The organism is Aquabacterium sp., assembly GCF_029946005.1.
Lineage (GTDB): Bacteria > Pseudomonadota > Gammaproteobacteria > Burkholderiales > Burkholderiaceae_C > Aquabacterium.
The window spans coordinates 165,059-184,182 of record NZ_JAQSDR010000008.1 but is presented as its reverse complement, the minus strand read 5'-3'; the positions used below and the strand labels follow the sequence as shown (position 1 = coordinate 184,182).

The 19,124-nt window shown below is 61.1% G+C and carries 16 protein-coding genes; 3 read left to right on the top strand and 13 right to left on the bottom strand.

The genetic code is table 11. The features are described 5' to 3' along the window. Positions 1-11: 11 nt before the first annotated feature. The 4 genes from ndk to PSV38_RS05825 all read right to left on the bottom strand — a co-directional run bounded on the left by ndk (position 12) and on the right by PSV38_RS05825 (position 4,757). The gene (ndk, locus tag PSV38_RS05840; RefSeq protein WP_300545868.1) at positions 12-437 is read right to left on the bottom strand and encodes a nucleoside-diphosphate kinase; all 426 of its coding nucleotides are present in this window, start codon (positions 435-437) and stop codon (positions 12-14) included. Positions 438-538: 101 nt separating this feature from the next. Continuing rightward, on the bottom strand, positions 539-2,707 hold the full coding sequence (rluB, locus tag PSV38_RS05835) for a 23S rRNA pseudouridine(2605) synthase RluB (protein WP_300545866.1): 2,169 nt from the start codon (positions 2,705-2,707) through the stop codon (positions 539-541). Next, on the bottom strand, positions 2,704-3,435 hold the full coding sequence (gene scpB / locus PSV38_RS05830) for an SMC-Scp complex subunit ScpB (RefSeq protein WP_300545864.1): 732 nt from the start codon (positions 3,433-3,435) through the stop codon (positions 2,704-2,706). Before scpB ends, rluB begins: the two co-directional genes overlap by 4 nt. Before the next feature lie 290 nt (positions 3,436-3,725). Beyond that, entirely contained in the window at positions 3,726-4,757 is a 1,032-nt protein-coding gene (locus PSV38_RS05825; RefSeq protein WP_300545862.1) for an RluA family pseudouridine synthase, read from the bottom strand. Positions 4,758-4,945: 188 nt separating this feature from the next. On the opposite strand from PSV38_RS05825, the gene PSV38_RS05820 reads away from it, so the two are divergent. After that, positions 4,946-5,743: an outer membrane protein assembly factor BamD gene (locus PSV38_RS05820; RefSeq protein ID WP_300546038.1), complete on the top strand. Its 798-nt coding sequence runs from the start codon at positions 4,946-4,948 to the stop codon at positions 5,741-5,743. A gap of 20 nt (positions 5,744-5,763) precedes the next feature. Here the strand turns inward: PSV38_RS05820 and aceK are convergent, their stop codons facing one another. Together aceK and can are read right to left on the bottom strand one after the other, a co-directional pair. Then, the gene (gene aceK / locus PSV38_RS05815; RefSeq protein ID WP_300545860.1) at positions 5,764-7,653 is read right to left on the bottom strand and encodes a bifunctional isocitrate dehydrogenase kinase/phosphatase; all 1,890 of its coding nucleotides are present in this window, start codon (positions 7,651-7,653) and stop codon (positions 5,764-5,766) included. A 14-nt stretch (positions 7,654-7,667) separates the two neighbouring features. Beyond that, positions 7,668-8,348, bottom strand: coding sequence for a carbonate dehydratase (gene can / locus PSV38_RS05810; RefSeq protein ID WP_300545859.1), 681 nt, complete (start codon positions 8,346-8,348; stop codon positions 7,668-7,670). Positions 8,349-8,389: 41 nt separating this feature from the next. Here can and PSV38_RS05805 point away from each other — a divergent pair, with 41 nt between their 5' ends. Continuing rightward, a complete protein-coding gene (locus PSV38_RS05805) occupies positions 8,390-9,460 on the top strand; it encodes an MBL fold metallo-hydrolase (protein WP_300545856.1) in 1,071 nt (356 codons plus the stop codon). Here PSV38_RS05805 and PSV38_RS05800 read toward each other — a convergent pair. From PSV38_RS05800 to PSV38_RS05770, 7 genes are all read right to left on the bottom strand, one after another. Then, positions 9,450-10,715, bottom strand: coding sequence for a PQQ-dependent sugar dehydrogenase (locus PSV38_RS05800; protein ID WP_300545853.1), 1,266 nt, complete (start codon positions 10,713-10,715; stop codon positions 9,450-9,452). The two genes, PSV38_RS05805 and PSV38_RS05800, sit on opposite strands and share 11 nt — an antisense overlap. A gap of 78 nt (positions 10,716-10,793) precedes the next feature. Then, positions 10,794-11,678: a SprT family zinc-dependent metalloprotease gene (locus PSV38_RS05795; protein ID WP_300545851.1), complete on the bottom strand. Its 885-nt coding sequence runs from the start codon at positions 11,676-11,678 to the stop codon at positions 10,794-10,796. Positions 11,679-11,694: 16 nt separating this feature from the next. After that, a complete protein-coding gene (gene gmhB, locus PSV38_RS05790) occupies positions 11,695-12,303 on the bottom strand; it encodes a D-glycero-beta-D-manno-heptose 1,7-bisphosphate 7-phosphatase (RefSeq protein WP_300545849.1) in 609 nt (202 codons plus the stop codon). A 17-nt stretch (positions 12,304-12,320) separates the two neighbouring features. Beyond that, complete coding sequence (gene glyS / locus PSV38_RS05785; protein WP_300545846.1) at positions 12,321-14,453, bottom strand: glycine--tRNA ligase subunit beta; 2,133 nt, start codon at positions 14,451-14,453, stop codon at positions 12,321-12,323. A 2-nt stretch (positions 14,454-14,455) separates the two neighbouring features. Beyond that, on the bottom strand, positions 14,456-15,412 hold the full coding sequence (glyQ, locus tag PSV38_RS05780) for a glycine--tRNA ligase subunit alpha (RefSeq protein ID WP_300545843.1): 957 nt from the start codon (positions 15,410-15,412) through the stop codon (positions 14,456-14,458). 53 nt (positions 15,413-15,465) lie between these two features. Continuing rightward, positions 15,466-17,016: an apolipoprotein N-acyltransferase gene (gene lnt, locus PSV38_RS05775; RefSeq protein ID WP_300545840.1), complete on the bottom strand. Its 1,551-nt coding sequence runs from the start codon at positions 17,014-17,016 to the stop codon at positions 15,466-15,468. A gap of 50 nt (positions 17,017-17,066) precedes the next feature. Then, entirely contained in the window at positions 17,067-17,921 is an 855-nt protein-coding gene (locus tag PSV38_RS05770) for a transporter associated domain-containing protein (protein ID WP_300546037.1), read from the bottom strand. Between the two features lie 155 nt (positions 17,922-18,076). On the opposite strand from PSV38_RS05770, the gene PSV38_RS05765 reads away from it, so the two are divergent. Continuing rightward, positions 18,077-19,117 carry a GTP-binding protein gene (locus PSV38_RS05765; RefSeq protein ID WP_300545838.1) on the top strand — a complete coding sequence of 347 codons (1,041 nt, stop codon included), beginning with the start codon at positions 18,077-18,079 and terminating at the stop codon, positions 19,115-19,117. The last annotated feature ends 7 nt before the right edge of the window (positions 19,118-19,124 follow it).

Below are 19,124 nucleotides of genomic sequence, written 5' to 3'. Positions count from 1 at the left end.
GGGCAATCGACTTAGCGGCTGTAAACGTTCAGGCCGGGAAAGAAGAAAGCGATTTCTTGAGCAGCGGTTTCCGCGGCGTCAGAACCGTGAACGGCGTTGGCGTCGATGCTGTCAGCGAAATCGGCGCGGATGGTGCCTTTTTCGGCCTTCTTGGGGTCAGTGGCGCCCATCAGGTCGCGGTTCTTGCCGATGGCGCCTTCGCCTTCGAGCACTTGGATGAACACGGGGCCGGAGACCATGAAGTCGACCAAGTCCTTGAAGAAGCCACGCTCTTTGTGCACGCCGTAGAAGGTTTCGGCTTCTTGACGCGACAGTTGCACCAGCTTGGCGGCGGCGATTTTCAGGCCAGCGCCTTCAAAACGGGCCACGATCTGACCGATCACGTTCTTGGCGACGGCGTCAGGCTTGATGATTGACAGGGTGCGTTCGATAGTCATTATTAAGTTCTCCTAAGTCTAGATTTGACAAAACCCAGCATTGTATCGCCGGGATATTTCATTTGGGACGTCAAGCTGCGGCTTACCCGCAAGCGCGCGGGTCAGCGACGACCGCGACCACCGCCACCGCCGCCACCGCCGCCGTGATTGCCACCGCCCCCACCACCGCCCTGTCCGCCACCGCCGCCGCCACGTCCGGAACGACCGCCCACCTTGTTAAAGTAGGCATCGGCGCCGATGTAGCCGACAGAGGTCTGCAAGGGGTCGGGCTGACGCGGGCCTCCCTTGGGCTCGCTGCCCCGATCCGCATTGTGATCAGGACGGCCAAAACCCTGGGTGATGCGCTTGGAGCCCTTGGCGAAACGTTTGTCGAAGGTTTGCTCCAGCGGATTGGGGATGGGGCCAATATTGTCGAAATCGTCGTTGTGCTCACCTTGAGGCCCCTGCTGGGCCTGAACACCACCACCTTGTGGCCGGTCCATGGGCGGGCGTCCCGGACGATTTTGGTTCTGATTGTTGCGGCCCTGATTGCCACCTTGACTTCCGCCGCCTTGCGGGCCATACCCGCCCTGCCCCTGCTGGGGACCCCGGCCGCTGCCTTGCTGCCCACGGCCTGCGCCGGGACCGCCTTGCCTGCCTTTGAAATTGTCTTGCCCTTGAGGGGCTTGCTGCTGGCCGCCACCTTGGGGCTTGCCATTTCGGCCGCCCTCTTGGCGACCACCCTCTTGGCGGCCACCCTTCTGGAAATTGTCCGGGCGGTCAAAACCAGCCAGTGACTTCACGGCGCGAACGTCGGACTCGCCCAATTCGACCCAGACACCGCGCTTGAGGCCACGTGGCAGCACGATGGCGCCATAGCGCACGCGGATCAGGCGGCTGACGGCCAGGCCCACGGTTTCGAACAACTTGCGCACTTCGCGGTTGCGGCCTTCGGTGATGACCACGCGGTACCAATGGTTCACGCCTTCGCCACCGCCATTCTCGATGGACTTGAAGGAGGCCATCTGGCCTTCGATGCTGACGCCTTCGAGCAGCTTGTTCTTGGACGACTCCGGCAGCGTGCCCAGCACGCGCACAGCGTATTCGCGCTCCACGCCAAAGCGAGGATGCATCAACTGATTGGCCAGTTCGCCCGAGGTGGTGAACAGCAACAGGCCTTCTGTGTTCAGATCCAGACGGCCCACCGACATCCATTTGCCATTTTGCAAACGCGGCAAGCGACGGAACACGGTTGGACGGCCTTGCGGGTCGTCATGGGTAACCACTTCGCCCACGGGCTTGTGATAAGCCAGGATGCGCGCGGGTTGAGGCGCGATGCGGATCCGGATGGGCTTGCCACCAATCTTGACCTGATCACCATAGGACACGCGCTGGCCGATGTGAGCCGCGTGACCGTTGACCGTGATGCGGCCATCTTCGATCATCTGCTCGATGTCGCGGCGCGAACCCACACCCGACTGGGCCAGGACCTTTTGCAGCTTGGGCGCATCGGGCTCAGGGCGCAGCACGCGCTTTTGCGGATCGGCCTCGGTGCCCTCGGACTCTGCTTCGGGGGCTTCATCACGCACCGTGTCGAAGTCGCCCGACAGCAATTCGGCAAACACTTCATTGGCCTGCTCGGCCGCGATCGCCGCACGACGCGAGGGCAGTTGCTCTGGGTCACGGGCCTCATCGCCCTCGCCGTCCAGGGACTCACGGTCGGTTTCGGCGCTCTGCTCGCCAGCCTGTTCAGCCGCATTGCGCGCAGGACGGTCACCTCGCGGACCCCGGGGGCCGCGATCTCGGCGACCACGCTCGCCACGCTCCTCAGAGCGAGGCTCAGCATCGCCCTGGGCGGCTTGCTCGCCCTCTTGCGACGCCAGTACAGACTCAGGCGCTGCCTCGTTCACATCAGGTCCCAATTGCAAGAAACCGTCACCAGCGGGCTCCCGGACCAACGGCGCCTCTTCGCTGACCGCCTCCAGCTGCACGGGCTTTTTGCGCGGGGCGCGCTTGGGCTTGGCCTCAACAGCTTCTTCAACCGCAGGCTCAATCACGGTCAGCGGCACGTCCTCGGCCACCACTGCGGCCTTGCGGCGGCGCGGGGCAGGCTTGGCAACAACCTCTTCGACCGGAACTTCAGCCTCTGGCTCAACCTGGCTTTCGGCGGCCTTGGTGCGACGAGCCCGCTTGGGCTTGGGCGCATCTTCGGGCGCATTGAGCGCGGACGGGTCCAGCTCAGGTGAGGATTCGTTGGGGTCTTGCATAGGCGCGTTGTCTGAAGAAATCATGGAGCAGAAGAGGGTTCGGCGGGATCGGCTGGGTCAGCCGCATCGACATCGGGGGTAGGAGGATGTTCGGACTCGAGCAATTCGGCTTGCGCTTCCAACAGCGTGCCCTGCCCTTGTTCGTCGTGTTTTTGTTGTGCAGCGTTGGCCGCAGCCTGGGCCGCTGCTTCGGGGTCATTGTCCAGACCGGGCAACATCCCCTGGGCGCCGAGCATGCCGTCCAAAGCGGGCAGCTGGTCCAGCGACCTCAAGCCCATGTCGTCCAGGAAATGGCGGGTGGTGGCATAAAGCCCCGGTCGCCCGGGCGCATCTCGGTGACCAATCACCTCGATCCAGCCACGGTCTTCAAGCTGCTTGACCATCTGCGTGCTGACGGTCACACCCCGGATGTCTTCGATGTCACCCCGGGTGACCGGCTGCTTGTAAGCAATGATGGCCAGGGTTTCCATCGTGGCACGCGAGTACTTGGGCGGCTTTTCAGGGTTGAGCCTGTCGAGGTACTCCTGCACATCGGCCGTGGTTTGAAAACGCCAACCCGAAGCTGACTCTCGCAACTCCACACCCCGACCATCCCACTGCTGAGAAATGTCGGCCAGCAAAGCACGGACCCCGTCGGCCGACAAGGTGTCTTCGAAGAGGGCACGCATTTCACGCACCGTCATGGGCTGATGTGCGCATAAAAGCGCCGCTTCTAAGACGCGTTGAGCGTCCTGAGGATTGAGGACTTCCATCTCTTCAATCGGTAAACACACGCCACCCGTTCAAGGTGGAGGTTCAAACGCCACGCGCCCTGGCTGTCGGGCTGCGTGACACGGACCCAAGTGGCATAGACCAGCAAATGAATGCACACGCCTGATGACCGAATTGACCGCCTGGTGAGGCTGTTGGGTTTTTGGCTTTAAGCCTTGGGTTTGATCTTCGCCCCGGTGAGGGGCATCCGCTTATGGGCAAAGTCGTCAGATCAAACGCCCTTTGCCGGATGGTTGGCACGCCTTGGCAATACCACCTGATTTGCGAGTCATTATGCACCAGTTGCAGGTTTTTGGTTGGCCATTTGCAGGCGCCCCCAAGCCTGGGCCAGATCGTCAGGCAAAGCCGATTCGAATTGAAGGGCTTTGCCGGTGATCGGATGGTCAAAAGCCAGGCGGTAGGCGTGCAAGGCCTGCCGGGTCAGACCCAAGGCGGGTGCGCCAGCGTAAACCGCATCGGCCACCAGGGGATGCTTGCGGCTGGCCATGTGGACACGGATTTGATGGGTGCGCCCCGTGTGCAAAGTGCACTCCACCGCACTGAAAGCCCGGCGAATCGGCCCTTGAGGATGGTCTTCGTCCAACACCGCACGCCCAAGGCAGCGGACATCGGTGCGCGCCGGTTTGCCTGAGGCAAGGACCGCCATTTTCACGCGCGAGGCCGGGTCGCGGCCAATGGGCGCTTCCACCGTGAATGAGTCGGCCACGGCGCCATGCACCAGCGCCACGTATTGACGCTTGACCACACGGTCGGCGATGGCCCTGGACAAGGCCGTCACGGCTTCCAGCGTTTTGCCCACGACCATCAAACCACTGGTGTCTTTGTCCAGGCGGTGAACAATGCCGGCCCTTGGCAGGTTGACCGCGCCCGCATGGTGGGCGAGCAAACCGTTCATCAGGGTGCCATTCCAATGGCCCGCCGCAGGGTGCACGACCATGCCCGCCGCCTTGTTGATGACCAACAAGTGTTCGTCTTCGAACACGATGGGCAACACCATGGGTTCGGCGACAAAAGCCTGGCTCTGTGCGGTGGCCCGCAATTCGACCCACACCTGCTGGCCACTGGTGACCTTGCGCGAAGGCGAGTCAGCCAATTTGCCGTCAACGCGCACGCAACCCGCTTCGATCAAGCCCTTGAGGTGGCTGCGCGAGAACTCACCCGCCAAGCCGACCAACCAGGCGTCCAGCCTCTGGCCATGCTGAGCGACCGCGACCACACCCTCCCGGGTCAGCACAGGCAAAGGGTGACTGACAGGCGCCGCACTGTCGGCACCCCAATCGTCGTCAGAAGCGTCAATGTCCAAAAGCGGTGAAGGTGAAGCAGGGGATCGGGACATGAAAGCTTTGCAAACGCGTGAATGAAAGGGCTGGTGCCATGCTTCTATACTGCCGGGTATTGCGCACCCTCGTGCGAAACTCTATGCGACTCCAAACTCCGCCTTATACACCCGTGAAACTGCTGAAAAACACCTTGTGGGGCCGGTCATCTGGCGTGAAAACCGGCTTGGTCGGCAGCTTGGCCGTCGTCCTGATGGTGCTCAGCCTGAGTGGCTGTGGATCAACGCCTGAAGACGAGTTTGGCGGCATGGCCGCCGACAAATTGTACGCAGACGCGAAAGAAGAAGCGGCTGATGGCAATTACGAGAACGCGATCAAGCGCCTGGAAAAAGTGGAAGCTCGGGCCTCGGGCACGATGCTGGCCCAGCAAGCGCAACTGGATTTGGCCTATGCCTATTACAAGACAGGCGAAAAGGCTCAGGCCCTGGCCAAGCTAGAACGCTTCATCAGGCTGCACCCCACCAGTCCCGCCGTGGATTACGCCATGTACCTTCAAGGCCTGGTGAACTTCAATGACGACCTGGGCTTGTTTGGCCGTGTGGCCCGCCAGGATCTGGCAGAACGTGACCAGCAAGCGGCACGCGATGCCTACGAGTCTTTCAAGCAGTTGTCCACGCGATTCCCGACGTCAAAGTACGCCGCCGATGCCAAGCTGCGCATGAACTACATCGTCAATTCGCTGGCCTCCGGCGAAGTGCATGTGGCGCGCTACTACCTGCGCCGTGGCGCCTACTTGGCCGCAGCCAACCGGGCGCAGCAGGCCTTGACTGACTACCGGAGCTCCCCCGCCATCGAAGAAGCATTGTTCATCATGGTGCGTGCCTACGATCAGCTGGGCCTGATCCCGCTGCGCGATGATGCCGAGCGGGTGCTGAAGCAAAGCTTTCCCAACAGTCCTTACCTGACCGGCGGCGTCAAGGGCTCCGACAAGCCCTGGTGGCAACTTTGGTGATCTGACAGAGGCTCTTGGCCTTAATTGGCGGAACTGCCTCCCGCCGTGAATCCGGTCAAGCGGCCTTGGTCATGAACCGCGGGACCTTCGGCAGGCACGTCCACCGGCTCTTCCACGGGCGTGGTCTCTGAAGAAGACTCGCCCTCGACCGCCGCCAGGCGGAGTTGGTGCACAAAGCGACGCCCACGGTCATAGGGGAATACGTCGTGCACATAGCCGGCCTTGATGCGCTCCTTGTGCTGCTGCCAGAAGTCGGCCTCCAGCAGGTCCGCGTGGTGCTTCATGAAAATCGCACGCACGCGCGGGTCGCCCAGCAAGAAGGGCCCGAAGGTTTCTGGAAACACGTCATGTGGGCCCACTGAATACCAGACCTCACCCGACATTTCTTCTTCTTCATTGCGCGGCAATGGCACCTTGCGGAAGTTGCAGTCGGTGATGTATTCGATCTCGTCGTAGTCGTAGAACACGACCTTGCCGTTGCGCGTGACGCCGAAGTTCTTCCAGAGCATGTCGCCCGGGAAGATGTTGGCCGCGACCAGGTCCTTGAGCGCGTTGCCATACTCGATGACCGCGTGTTCCAGTTGCTCGCCATCGGCTTCCTGGAGGTAGATGTTGAGCGGCACCATGCGCCGCTCGATGTAGAGGTGCTTGAGGATGAGCACATCGCCCTCTTCCTCCATCACACTGGGCGAGAAATGCTTGAGCTCAGCGATCAGTTCGTCATCGAAGCGGTCGCGCGGGAACGCCACGTTGGTGAACTCGAGCGAGTCGGCCATGCGGCCCACGCGGTCGTGCTGCTTCACCAGCACGTACTTGGACATGATGAGGTCGCGCGTGGTTTCCTTCTGCGGCGGGAAAAAGTCCTTGATCACCTTGAAAACGAAGGGGTACGAGGGCAGATCAAACACCAGCATGACCATGCCCTTGATGCCCGGGGCAATGCGGAACTTGTCGCTGGAATGCCGCAGGTGGAACAGGAAGTCGCGGTAGAACAGGTTCTTGCCGTGCTTTTGCAGGCCCAGGGCGCTGTAAATCTCAGCGCGGGGCTTGCGCGGCATCAGGGTGCGCAGGAATTGCACATAGGCCGAAGGCACTTCCATGTCCACCATGAAGTAGGCGCGGGCAAAGCTGAACAGGGCCAGCAGATCGTCCTCACCAAACAGGGCCGCGTCGATGTACAGGCGCTTCTTGGAGTTGTGCAGGATGGGGATGGCAAACGGCAGACTGCGGAAACCGTTGATCACCTTGCCCACGATGTAGGCGCCCTTGTTTCGGAAGAACAAGGACGACAGGACCTGAATCTGGAAATTGGTGCGCAAACGCACATTGCCCACTTGCTCTTGCAAGGCCTCGAACACAAAGCCGACGTCGCGGTTCAGGTCTTCAAAGGGCTCGTCCAGCTCGTAGCTCTGAATCACCGTTTTGAGCATGGCGCGCAAGTTCTCACGCGTGGGGTAGTAGGCGCGGAAAGTGGGCTTGGCCTTGGGGTCTTCGTCTTCGATGTACTCGGTGGACACGGCCGGCCGCACGAAGATGAAATCGTTGCGGAAATAGCGCCGGTGCAGCATCCGGATCGTGACCGAGTTAAAGAAGGTCTCGGCCAGCTCAGGTTGGCGGTGGTTGGTCAGCAGGCCGATGTAGAACAGTTTGATCTGGTGCCAGACCTCCATCGGCAGTTCGCTGGCCAGGTAATCATTTTCCAGGCGCGCCACGGCTTCGTTCACGCGCAGATCGTAGAACTCGATGCGCACACGCTGGGCCAGTTGCTGACCATGCCAATCGGCCTGCTCGAAACGAACCTTGGCGTCGGCGCTGGTTTCGCGAAAAATCTTGTAATGGCGGTCAAACCCATCGAGCATGGCCTTGGCGATTTCAAAGGCGCGCGAATCGGTCAGTTGCGTTGGGAGCATGGATCGGCCTGAAATTAAACCGCTGAGTCAGCGGCGGGTTGTGGAGAGTGGCGTTTTTTCAGCGCGGACAGGGCTTCGGCATAGGCCGCACCCAGGGCTTCTGGGTGTTCCACGGTCATGCGCATGTCCTTGATGTGACCATCATGCAAGCCGTAGACCCACCCGTGCACGACGACCTCCTGGCCTCGCTCCCAGGCATCTTGCACCACGGTGGTCTGGCACACGTTCAAGCTTTGCTCCAGCACATTGAGCTCGCACAGGGCGTTCAGCCTGGCCGACCCATCAGGGAGTTGATAGAGCCAGTCGCGGTGCAGATTGCGCACGTCCTGCACATGGCGCAGCCAGTTGTCGGCAATGCCGATGCGCAGGTTGTTCATGGCCGCCTTGACGCCGCTGCAACCGTAATGCCCCACCACGATGATGTGCTTGACCTTGAGCGAATCAATCGCGAATTGCATCACCGACAGGCAGTTCAGGTCCGAGTGCACCACGACGTTTGCCACATTTCGGTGCACGAACAATTCACCGGGCAGCAGGCCGACGATTTCATTGGCCGGAACGCGGCTGTCGCTGCAGCCGATCCACAGGTACTGGGGGGACTGCTGCTGCTGCAAGCGGGTGAAGAAACCGGGCGTGCGGTTTTCAATGTCGCGAGCCCAGGCTCGGTTTTTGTCGAACAGGGATTCAAGTGTCATGGATGAGAGTGTAGTCAGGCTTGATGGGTCACAATTCCCGGATGCAAGAGACTTCACTCCCGACGATTGACTACCCCTTGGGCGACACTCTGCCCGCCACTGGCCAAGCCCTGAGCGTGGCGCCCGGCGTGCGCTGGATTCGCATGGCCTTGCCATTCGCACTGGACCACATCAATTTGTGGCTGTTGCGCGATGAGCTGGATGGCCAAGCAGGCTGGACGATCATTGACTGCGGCATCGCCAACCAGGAAACCCAGGATGCCTGGGAACAGGTGTTTGCCACCCAGTTGGAAGGCTTGCCGGTGCTCAGGGTCATCGTGACTCACATGCACCCCGACCATGTCGGCAACGCCCATTGGTTGACCGAACGCTGGAGCGCCCCCGAACGCCCCTGCCGCCTGTGGATGAGCGCCACCGATTTTCACGCGGCGCACCTGGCCAGCAAGCACACCAACAATTTTGGCGGTGAGCGGGCCGCGGCTTTCTTTGCCAGCCACGGACTGACCGACCCGGAATCGGTGGCCAAAATCCGCGCCCGGACCAACTACTTCAGCGCCATGGTGCCCGACATGCCCGAGGCGTTTCACCGCTTGCGCGATGGACTGGCCGTGAAGATCGGCCCACACACGTGGACGTGCCACGTGGGACACGGACACGCCCCCGAGCACATGGCCCTGCACTGTCTTGAACTGGGCGTGCTTATTTCTGGTGACATGGTGCTGCCTCGGATATCGACCAACATCAGCGTCTATGACGCCGAGCCAGAAGCCGATTCACTCACCTTGTTCTTGCAGTCTTTGGACCGCATGCGGGCGCTGCCCGCCGACACCTTGGTTTTGCCTTCTCACGGCAAGCCGTTTTCGGGCCTGCATGCGCGCATCGATCAATTGCACGCGCACCACCAGGACCGCCTGGCCGAAGTCATCACCGCGTGCCAGCAACAAGCCACCACGGCCGCCGACCTGCTGCCGGTGCTGTTCAAACGCAAGCTTGATCTGCACCAGACCACCTTTGCCATGGGCGAGGCCGTGGCCCACCTTCATGCCTTGTGGCACCAGGGCACACTCGCGCGCACCCTGGGCGACGATGGCATCTACCGGTTCAGCTGCTGACGCTTGGCAGCCGCGTGGTTCGACGGCGGAGAACCCCGCCGACGATCAACAATCCGGCCAGCGCACTGGCCCAGGCTTCAGCTTCAGGCACCATGGCCACGACCACGCCATTGATCCCGAGGACATAGAGGCGACCAAGGTAGTCTTCACCAAAAGTGGTTGGGCCACTCAGGCCCGTGCCGGCCAGCAACGCAGACGTGTCATCGCGCCAATCCACCGGCTTGCCATCTGCGCCCAGGTAAAAAGAAAACACGCGGTCAGAGACAAAGTCCGCGAAGAAATACCGTCTATCGGCATCGCCAATGCTCGGACCCCGGTAGACATAGCCGCCTGTGATGGAGTTGCCCAAACCACCCGGGGCGCCCAGGTGGGCATATTCAAAGAGGGGGTCAGTCAAGCCTGGGGCCTCTCCCCCCACCCCCGGTGTGGCGATGGAGCCTTCACGCAAGCGCCAGCCGTAGTTGTGACCGCCCGGGTCACCGGCTTTTTCCAAATTGATTTCTTCGAAAACATCTTGACCGACATCAGCGATCCAGAAATCGCCGGTTTGCCGATCAAAGCTGTTGCGCCAGGGGTTGCGAACCCCCAGCGCCCAGATTTCGGGCCGGGTGCCCGCCTGGTCCACGAAAGGGTTGTCGGTGGCCACGCTGTAGCCCGCACCGGCACCACTCACGTCGATCCGAAGCACTTTGCCCAACAGGCTGTTCCGGTTCTGCCCATTGCCATGCGGGTCATTGGCATCGCCACCGTCACCAGTCGCAATGTAAAGGTTCTGGTTGTCCCCAGGCCTGAAGGCCAGCCAGCCCGCCTTGTGGTTACCGTAGGGCTCCTGCGGAATGCTGATGACGCTTTGGGCTGAACCTGCATTGGCCACATTGCTGGACGGATTGGCGACGGTGTATCGCTCGACGACCGTGTTCAGCGTGGTTTTGTCAATGTAGTTGACGTAGAACCTGCCGTTGCTGGCGTAGCCGGGGTCGAACGCCAAACCCAACAACCCGCGCTCGCCTGCGGTATCCACCTTGGCCGAAAGGTCCAGAAACGGCGTTGCCAGCGTCTGACCATTGGCAATGATCTTGACGAGACCGCCCTTTTCAAGGACAAAAAGGCGGTTGTCTCCGGTGGGCGCGGTCAAGTAGACGGGCTGGCTCAAATCGCTGGCCACCACCGCGCCGCTGAGGGCGTGGGCCCCGGACATCGCCACAGCCAGCACCATGGCGGCACCCCACCTTGCCAGAACAAAGCGTCCTCTCATGAATTTCTCCTTGTGGCCTATGTTGGCCAGGTGCGAAGATTAAGCAGGAAAGGCTGGACCTATCAAGACAAGGGCTTTTCAGGCCCAGTCCGGGATGACAGCATGCCGCAATTGCTCGCGGGCTTTCTCATAGCCGGGCATAACGGACATGACCACTTCCCAAAACCGAGGGCTGTGGTTCATTTCACGAAGGTGGGCCAGTTCGTGCACCACGACGTAGTCGATCACATGGTCGGCAAAATGCATCAGGCGCCAATGCAGGCGGATGGAGCCATCCACGCTGGCGCTGCCCCAGCGTGTGCGCGCCGATGACAGGCTGATCCGGCTGACGCTCACCCCCATCAGCGGGGCGAAATGCTTCACGCGCGCATCGAAGCGTTGTTTGGCCTGCTTCTTCAACCAGGCCTGGAAGGCATCACCGATGAGGTTGGACGCTACATCTGGGTTCAAACCCAAGGTCAGGGCCGTGCCCTCTTCACTCAGACGGACACCTTTGGCACCGGCGTCCAGCACCAGGGTAAGCGGCTCGCCCAGGTAAGGCAAAACCGCGCCATGCTGCCACTCGATGCGAGAGGCCTTTTGCTTCAAGGCTCGCTCGCGCTGCTCGACCAGCTTGTTGCAGATCCAGCGGGATTTGGCGTGCAGGGCGGTCTCGATGTCCCCCGAGGACACCCACCGGGGGGCGCGCACGCTCAATCCTTCGGAGCTGACGACCATGCCAATGCTGCGGCGGCGCACGCGCTGGAATTCATAGGCCACGATGACATCGCCCAGGCGCACTTCATGCTCGGCCTGGGGGTGGCGGAATACGGGAATGTCGGGCTGGGTTGGCGCGGGCATGGCGGGCGACTGGGCCAGGGCCGCGGAATGCGGCTCCTTGCCAGTGGCGCCATCCACCCAGGGCAGGCCCATCTGCTCACCCGACGACACTGGTGTCACTGTCTCAGGCGTTCGGTCACTCATCACTCAAACTTGTCTTTCATGTCAGCTCGCCCATGTGTGTGGCCACGGGGCTGTCTTCGCCATGTGCACGCCGATCCCGCAAGATCAGGAAATCGGCAAAGGACGACAGATCGGGATGGATCGTCAGATCGGAAACCTGCTGGCGCAAGTCGATCAATTCGGTTTCGGTCATCGTCGCAGCCTGCCCGGTGCGAACCAGGTGAGGCTCGCAACCCACCGACTGTGCGGCAAGAACGTCACGTGGCAAGTCACCCACCATCGGGACCCCTGCCAAAGACACGCCAAAGCGCTGCCCGATCATGTTGAACAGGCCGGGCAATGGCTTGCGGCAAGTGCATTGATCCTCAGGCGTGTGCGGGCAGAAGAAAACAGCCTCGACCCGGCCGCCATGGCGGGCCAGCAACTGGTTCATGCGCGCATGCATGGCATTGAGGGCCACCATGTCGAACAAGCCACGGCCGATGCCGGACTGGTTGGTGGCCACGACCACGTGCCACCCAGCGTGGTTGAGCCGGGCAATCGCTTCCAGCGCACCGGGCAGAGGCACCCACTCCTCCGCCGACTTGATGTAGTCGTCCCGCTCGTGATTGATGGTTCCGTCGCGATCGAGAATGACGAGTTTCATGCCCACTCCGAAAGGGGTCATGCGGCCAACCTGGACAGGTCGGCCACGCGATTCATGGCCTGGTGCAAGGATGCCAGCAAACCAAGGCGATTGGTGCGCAATGCCGCATCTTCCGCGTTGACCATGACGCCGTCAAAAAATGCGTCCACCGGGGTCTTCAGGACCGCCAGGGCTTGCAGGGAGGCGGTGTAGTCACCCTGTTCGAAAGCCGCCACCGCTTTGGCAGCGGCCATGGTGAGCGCGTCGTACAGAGCAGCTTCGGCCGGCTCCTTCAGCAAGGCGGCGTCCACCTTGGCTTCAACGGTGCCTTCGACCTTCTTCAGGATGTTGCCGACGCGCTTGTTGGCGGCCGCCAATGAGCCAGCTTCAGGCAGCGCGGCAAAAGCCCGAACGGCGGCCAGGCGCTGGCCAATGTCGGCCAAGCGCTGCGGACGCAAGGCCAGCACGGCATCGACTTCCTGGGCGCTGTAGCCCTGCTCGCGCAGGCTGCCTGCCAGGCGGTCGTAAATGAAATCGGTCAATGCCGGGGTGGCATCGGTGATCTTGACGCCGAAGGCGGCCGCCGCTTGTCGGAGGGTCGGCTCCAGGTTCAAAGGAAGATCGCGCTCGATCAGCATGCGGATCACGCCCAGGGCATGGCGGCGCAAGGCGAACGGGTCTTTGTCGCCCGTGGGCAACTGGCCAATGCCGAACAGGCCCACCAGGGTTTCCAGCTTGTCGGCCAAGGCCACCACCACCCCCACCAGATCGCGAGGCAACTCATCGCCCGCAAAACGCGGCTTGTAGTGATCTTCAATGGCTTGCGCCACCTGGTCACCCAGGCCATCGTGGCGGGCGTAGTAGCCGCCCATGATGCCTTGCAGCTCGGGGAACTCGCCCACCATGTCGGTCAAAAGGTCAATCTTGGCCAGTCGGGCTGCGGTATCGACATTGGCGGCCAGCGATGCCTGGCCCAAGGATTCCACGAGGCTCTTGGCGATGGCGCGCACGCGTTCGGCGCGCTCACCTTGCGTGCCCAGCTTGCCGTGGTAAACGACCTTGGACAGGCCCACGACGCGAGACTCCAGCGTCTTCTTGCGGTCCTGGTCGAAGAAGAACTTGGCATCGGCCAGGCGTGGACGCACCACGCGCTCATTGCCACCAACCACCGCACTGGCGTCGTCAGGACTGATGTTGCTGACGATCAGGAACTGGTTGGTCAGCTTGCCGGATGCATCCAGCAAAGGGAAGTATTTCTGGTTGGCCTTCATCGTGAGGATGAGGCACTCTTGCGGCACTTCCAGGAAGGCCTCTTCAAATCGGCCGGTCAGCACATTGGGGCGTTCAACCAGCGCCGTCACTTCGTCCAGCAGCGCGCCGTCATCGATGGGGTGGAGGTTGGTGCCTGCCTTGATGGCAGCAAGCTTGAGCTGGCGCGAGATCTCGTCGCGCCGGGCCTCGAAGCTGGCGATCACGGCGCCTTCTTGCATCAGTTGGTCTGCGTAAGTGTCAGCATTTTGAAGCACCACGGGGTTGACCTTGGCCTCGAAGCGATGGCCTTGCGTGTTGCGACCAGACACCAGGCCCAACGCACCCACAGACACCACTTGATCACCATGCAAAGCCACCAGGCCATGCGCCGGGCGCACGAAGTTGACGCTGGTCCATCCAGGCTGGAAATCAGCGCCGGGACCTTGCTCCAACTGGTAGTTCATCACCTTGGGAATGGGCAGCTTGGACAAGGTTTCGTCCAGCGCCTTTTGCAGGCCCTCGCTCAAGCTGGCACCGGCCTTGATACTGTCAAAGAACAGCGCCTCGGCCTTGCCATCGGGCAAACGCTTCAGGCTGCTGACCACTTCAGGGCCAGCGCCCAGAGCCGCCAATTTCTTCAGCAAAGCCGGCGTGGCCTGGCCTTCGGCATTCAAACCCACACTCGCGGGCATCAACTTTTGCTGCACGGACTGGTCAGCGGCCTTGGCCAACACCGACGTCACGAGCACCGCCAGACGGCGCGGCGAAGCAAAGGCCGTCGCCACGGAATCAGCACCGGCCAGCCCTTGGGCTTTCAGGCTGTCGGCCAGCACTTGGGCAAAGGACTCGCCCAACTTCTTGAGTGCCTTGGGCGGCAACTCTTCAACGAACAACTCAACGAGCAAATTGGAAGCGCTCATGCTCAGGCGACTTTCTTTTCTAGTTGTGCAAGAACCTCTTGCGCCCAGGCCCTGGGGGCCATGGGGAAGCCCAGTCGGGCACGGCTGTCCAGGTAGGCCTGGGCCACGATGCGGGCCAGGTTGCGGATGCGGCCGATGTAGGCCGCGCGCTCGGTCACCGAGATGGCACCACGCGCGTCCAGCAAATTGAAGCTGTGCGCGGCCTTGAGCACCTGCTCATACGCTGGCAAGGCCAGGTGCTGCTCGATCAGGTACTTCGCTTGCGTTTCGTAGTTGGTGAAAGCGCCCAGCAAGAACTCGATATTGCTGTGCTCAAAGTTGTAGGTGGATTGCTCGACCTCGTTCTGGTGGAACACATCGCCATACTTCAACGTGCGCTGAATCTTCTGGCCATCGGCGCCCACTTCTTCCCAACTGGTCCACACCAAGTCATAGACGTTTTCTACGCCTTGCAAATACATGGCCAGGCGTTCCAGGCCATAGGTGATCTCACCCGTCAGCGGCTTGCAATCAATGCCGCCCACTTGTTGGAAGTAGGTGAACTGCGTCACCTCCATGCCATTGAGCCAGACCTCCCAACCCAGACCCCAAGCGCCCAGCGTTGGGTTTTCCCAGTCGTCTTCAACGAAGCGAACGTCGTTCTTCTTCAGGTCAAAGCCCACGGCCTCCAGCGATCCAAGGTACAGCTCCAGGATGTTGGATGGCGCTGGCTTGAGGACGACCTGGAACTGGTAGTAATGCTGCAAGCGGTTGGGGTTCTCGCCAAAGCGGCCATCCTTGGGACGGCGGCTGGGCTGGACATAGGCCGCGCGCCATGGCTCGGGGCCCAGCGCGCGCAGGAAGGTGGCGGTGTGGCTGGTACCAGCACCCACTTCCATGTCATAGGGTTGCAGCAAGGCGCAACCCTGGGCATCCCAGTAGCTTTGAAGGCGCAAGATCAATTGCTGGAAGGTCAGCATGGCATTTTCGGGTCGGTGGGGTGGGCATCAACAAGTGACGCGAATGCCCGATTCTAAAGACTCGCGGCAAGACTCCGCGAACGACGCTTCAAGGCCAACACTGCCAGGGCCGCCAAAGCCACCATGGGCCACAGGCCGAAACGCCCTGCCCACTCGGCATAAGGCGTGTTGCCAACTCGTCCCTGGACCGATGCCACCAGGGCACCACGGGTGTTGGTGGCCAAAGCGGCAGTCACCTTGGCCGCGTGATCAATCACCACCGTGGCCCCTGTGTTGGTGGCCCTGATGGTGGGCAGTTGAAACTCGAGCGATCGCATCCTGGCGATTTGCAAATGCTGGTAGATCGCCACCGTGTCGCCGAACCAGGCCAGATTGCTGACGTTGGCAAACACGGTGGGCGCAGGCTGCCCTGGAATCACGAAACGCTGAGCCAATTCTTCGCCAAACAAATCTTCATAGCAAATGGTGGGCGCCACCCACTGGCCTTTGACGCCAAACGATGGCGCAGCGCGTGGACCCCGCGTGAAGTCACCCAAAGGCATGTTCATCATCTGAACAAACCAGTGAAAGCCCAGCGGGATGAACTCGCCGAACGGCACCAGGTGGTGCTTGTTGTAGCGGTAGAAGCCGTCAGGCAACGCCTTGGTGGCCGATGACAAGCCCACCACAGAATTAGTGTAGCCCCGCTCGAAATCACCCAAGGGCAGCCCGATCAGGGCGGCCCGATCACCCACATGGAAAGCACTTGCCAACTCGGCCCAATAACCTTCAGGCATCTGGGCGGGCAGCAGCGGAATGGCTGTCTCGGGCGCCACCACCAGGTCGCCTTTGGCAGCCACCAACTGGCGGGCATGCCAGATCAGCTGGTCAATCAGGTGCGATTGCGCAAACTTTTCATCCTGAGGAATGTTGCCTTGCAGCAAGGTCACGGACAACGGTGCCCCATGGGCGCGGGTGAACTCATGCCACGGCCGCCCACCGATGAAAGACAAGCCCCCCATCAGCAGCAGCAAGGCGGACACACTGACCAGCATTGACCGCAACCGGGGCGCGGACAACACCACCCAGGACAGCATCAAAATCCAGACCGCGCCCAGCGCATAGACACCGATCCAGGGTGCAAGAACGGCCAATGGTGAGTCCACCAGCGCATAACCGCTGGCCGCCCACGGAAACCCCGTAAAAATGCACCCGCGAATCCATTCGGCCAGCCACCACAAAGCCGCCAGCAAAACGCCATCTGAAAACCAGGCACCTCGCCGCCACCCCACCCAGGCGGCAGCCGCCAAGGCCATGAAACCCGACAGGGCCGCGCAAAGGGCCAACACGGCCAAACCTGCGATCCACGCCGGCAGGCCGCCAAATTTGTGCAGGCTCACAAACATCCAGCCGGTACCACTGACCAGCCACACCGTGCCGAACAAAGCGCCACACTTGGCCGCCAGGGAAACCGATTCCACACCGCGGAGAACACTTATAAAAGCAATCACCGCCAGCGACAACAAAGTGGCTGGCCAGGCCGCCCCTAAAGCGGCCATCCAGGGTGAAAATGCCCCCGCCAGCAGCGCCCCCGCCACCATGGACAACATCAAGGCCTTACCCACGTGCAAACTGCCTGGACGAGCACAGGCAACGGGAGCAACCGGCGTCACCCTCAAGACCCGCTCATGTCCGCGGCATCAGGCGCTCGCGTGACTTTGAACCAGCGAACTGCCCCGCCACGTGCCAACATCACCGAAAATCTGAGGCCGCCCACTTCCACAGCCTCCCCTCGGCGCGGCACTCGCCCCAATTCGTGGGCCACAAAGCCGCCAATGGTGTCGAAATCATCCATCGGCAGGTGGATTCCGAACGCGGTGTTCACGGCTTCGATGTCAGCGTCGCCTGCCACCCGCTGGCTGCCATCGGCCAAGGTGAAGATGCCGTTGTCACTCTCTCCAACGTCAAACTCGTCTTCAATTTCACCGACAATTTCTTCCAGCACGTCTTCGATGGTGATCAGACCGGCGGTCTTGCCGAACTCGTCGATCACGATGGCCATGTGGCTGCGGTTGGCGCGGAAGTCACGCAGCAACTCATTCAGCCCCTTGGATTCAGGCACGAAGACGGGCGGGCGCAGCAGAGTTCGCAAATTCAACTCAGGTGCGCGCTGAAGCTTGAGCAGATCCTTGGTCATCAACACGCCGATGATGTTCTCTCGGCCATCCTCGAACACGGGGAATCGCGAATGTCCGGCATCGATCACCTGATTCAGCAAGTCCTCGTAGGGTGCATTGATGTCAAGCAAATCCATGTGCTTGACGGCCACCATCACATCGCCAGCGCTCATGCCCGCCATGCGAATCACCCCCTCCAGCATCACGCGTGATTCGGGCTCGATCAACTCGCGCTGTTCGGCGGTGGCCAGCGATTCAATCAGCTCATCGGTGGAATCAGGCCCGGGCGCGATGAATTCAACCAAGCGCTCAAAAAGACTGCGTCGGTCTTTCCCATGGTCATGGAGCTGCAAAAAGGCGGATCTGTCGGCTTTGGTGGGCCGACTCTGGGAAGGTTCGGACACGGCAGGAGTGTCTTGGTGGCGATGTTGCAAGAATACCCGATGAAGATGGCGATTGTGCAACCCCACGGCGTCAAAGCCTTGGCAGCCGGGGCTACACTCGCAGGATGAGCCTGATACCTGTCACCATCCTTACCGGTTTCTTGGGCAGCGGAAAAACCACGCTGCTCAAGCGCATCCTGACCGAAGCACACGGCCAGAAGATCGCGGTCATCGAAAATGAATTCGGTGAAGAAAACATCGACAACGACATCCTGGTGGCCGACACCAAGGAACAGATCATCCAGATGAACAATGGCTGCATCTGTTGCACCATCCGGGAAGATCTGCGAGCCACCCTGACTGACCTGGCCGCCAAAAAACGCGACGGCAGCCTGAAGTTCGACCGGGTGGTCATCGAAACCACTGGCTTGGCCGACCCCGGCCCCGTGGCGCAGACCTTCTTCATGGACGACGAGATTGCAGAGATCTACCTGCTGGACGCCATCGTGACCCTGGTTGATGCCAAGCACGGCCAGACCCAGCTCGACCAGCGTCAGGAAGCCCAGCGCCAGGCCGGTTTCGCCGACCAGATTTTCATCAGCAAGACCGACTTGGTCACCACGGCAGAAGCCGATGACCTGTCCCACCGCCTCAAGCACATCAACCCCCGCGCGCCTCAGCAAAGGGTGCATTTCGGCGAAGTGCCATTGGGCAATGTGTTCGATCTGCGCGGCTTCAACCTCAATGCCAAGCTGGAAATCGACCCCAGCTTCCTGACCGACGAGGCGCACGACCATGGTCACCATGACCATGACCACGACCATGTGCACGACGAGCACTGCAACCACCCGCACCACCACAAGCACGACGATGATGTGAAATCCTTCGTCTACAAGTCCACCCGTCCCTTCAACCCCAGCAAGCTGGAAGATTTCCTCGGGTCGATGGTGCAGATTTATGGTCCGCGCATGCTGCGTTATAAAGGCGTCTTGAACGTCGTGGGCATGGACCGCAAGGTTATTTTCCAGGGTGTTCACCAGTTGATGGGCAGCGATGTGGGTCCGAAATGGTCGCCCGGGGAAGACAAAACCAGCAAAATGGTCTTCATCGGCATCGACCTGCCCCAAGACCTGTTCCGCACAGGCCTTGAACAATGCCTGGCTTGATGGATGA